The following is a 2138-nucleotide window of genomic DNA, read 5'->3' as shown; positions in this document are numbered from 1 at the left end:
CGCCGGTCGGGCCGGACGGGTTCAAGGGCTTCGACGAGGCGAAGACCGTCGAGGTGCTGGAGTTCTACAAGGCGCTGGCCGATGCCTCGCCCGAGGGCGAGCTCTATTGGGACCAGTCGCGGGCGCTCTATTTCGGCGGGCAGGCAGCGATGGTCATCTGGTCGCCCTTCATCCTCGACGAGCTTGCCGGGCTGCGCGACAGCGCGCCGCCGACGATCAACGACGACCCGACCTCGCCCGAGCTGGCCTCGAAGACCGGGATCGTCACCAATTTCGCCGGACCGTCGAACGATGACGGCGCCGCCTGGGGCGACATCCGCTATTTCGGGATCACCGCCGATGCCGATTTCGACGAGGCGGAGCAGTTCGTCGAATGGGCGATGGGGCCGGGCTATGCGCAGTTCCTGTCGATGGCGCCCGAGGGCAAGTTCCCGGTGCGCCGCGGCACGGCCGAAAACCCGTCCGAATTCGTCGAGGCCTGGTCGCAGCTCGATGTCGGCGTCGACCGCAAGGCGCCCCTGGGCGATCTCTATGACGCGGCGATGATCGACGAGATCGTCGGCGGGCTGGATGTCGCGCAGCGCTGGGGCGTGGCCGAAGGACAGCTCTCCCTGGCCTCGAAGATGGTCAACGCCCAGGTCATCAACCGCGTGGTGCGCGAATTCATCGACGGCGATATCGGCGCTTCCGAGGCGGTGGCCAAGATGAATGACGGCCTGGCCGCCATCGAGTGACCGGAGCGGGCGGCCCTGGCGCCGCCCCGTCGCCATGACCCACGCGCATCCCCCGAAATCCGCCGGTCCGCTGGCCCGCCGCGAGGCGCGGCTGGCCTGGGGCCTTCTCCTGCCGACGCTCGCAATCGTCGCCGCGGTGGTGATCCTGCCGCTGCTGGCGATCTTCTGGATCAGCTTCAAGCCGGTCGGCCTGGCCGATCTGCGCCCGCCCGCGCCGGTGGTGCGCGAAGCGCTCCGCGGCCCGGAAGACAGCCTGCGCCTGCAATACCGCATCCGCAATTCCTCGCAGGCCGAGACGATCTCGGGCGTCACCCTGGCGGACATCCTGCCGGAGGGGCTGGCCGCCGCGGGCGCGGTAGACCCGCGCTGCAGGATCGAGGGCGCGGCCCTGGCCTGCGATCTGGGCGATCTGGCGCCCGGCGGCCGCGACGAGATCGAGATCCCGGTGACGCTCTCGGGCGATGCGGAGGCCGCCGAAGCCGCGGCCGAAGACAGCCTGCCGCAGATGGACGGGAGCGCCCCCAACATCCTCACCAATCTCGACTTCACGACGGAGAACTTCGCGCGCATCTTCGACGGGGCCGAGTTCTGGGGCGTGCTCGGGGCGACGCTGTTCTACACGGTCTTCGGCACCATCGGCGCGCTGGTCGTCGGGCTCTTCGCGGCACTGCTCCTCGACCGCGACTTCCGCGGCCAGGGCCTGCTGCGCGGACTCTACCTGTTTCCCTACGTCGCGCCGGTGATCGCGGTGGCCTTCACCTGGGTGATCCTCTTCGATCCGTTCTCGGGCTCGGCCAATGCGCTGCTGATCCGGATGGGAATGACCGAAAGCGCGATCAACTTCTTCGGCGAGCGGCCGCTGGCGCTGGTCATGGTGACGGTCTTCGAGATCTGGCGCTACTTCCCGCTGTCGTTCCTGTTCATCCTCGCGCGGATGCAGTCGATCGACACCGACATGTACGAGGCCGCCGACATGGACGGCGCCTCGCCCTTCCAGAAATTCTGGTATCTCAGCCTGCCGCAGCTGCTGGGCATCCTCTCGGTGCTGTTCCTGCTGCGCTTCATCTGGACCTTCAACAAGTTCGACGACATCTTCCTGCTGACTGGGGGGAATGCCGGGACGCGGACGCTGACCGTCAATGTCTACGAACAGGCCTTTGCCGTCTCGAATATCGGCGCGGGCGCGGCGGTCGCCGTGGTCGTCTTCGGCTGCCTCGTGGCGTTTTCCTTCGTCTTCTTCAGATATGTCAGCCGGGAGGAAGGGCTGTGAAGGTGCTCCATCGCGGATATCTGGCCGGCCCGGCGATCGGCGCGCTCTGGTGCCTGACCATCGCCCTGGTGGTCGCCGTCGCCGGGAGCTTCGCCACCGGCGAGGCAATGCGCCCCTCTCTCCTCTGGGGGCTC

At 68.0% G+C, this 2138-nt stretch carries 1 protein-coding gene and 1 pseudogene; both read left to right on the top strand.

The features are described 5' to 3' along the window. Positions 1 to 734: pseudogene (locus C7T91_RS31005) on the top strand (carbohydrate ABC transporter substrate-binding protein); the annotation flags it as partial. 34 nt (positions 735 to 768) lie between these two features. Then, complete coding sequence (locus C7T91_RS31000) at positions 769 to 2004, top strand: carbohydrate ABC transporter permease (RefSeq protein ID WP_108263641.1); 1236 nt, start codon at positions 769 to 771, stop codon at positions 2002 to 2004. Positions 2005 to 2138 lie beyond the last annotated feature (134 nt).

The organism is Mangrovicoccus ximenensis (assembly GCF_003056725.1).
GTDB lineage: Bacteria > Pseudomonadota > Alphaproteobacteria > Rhodobacterales > Rhodobacteraceae > Mangrovicoccus > Mangrovicoccus ximenensis.
This window is presented reverse-complemented; position numbering and strand designations above follow the sequence as displayed.

Coding starts and splice junctions, on each gene's coding strand:
- C7T91_RS31000 (WP_108263641.1), top strand. CDS start 769: ATGACCCACGCGCATCCCCCGAAATCCGCCGGTCCGCTGGCCCGCCGC.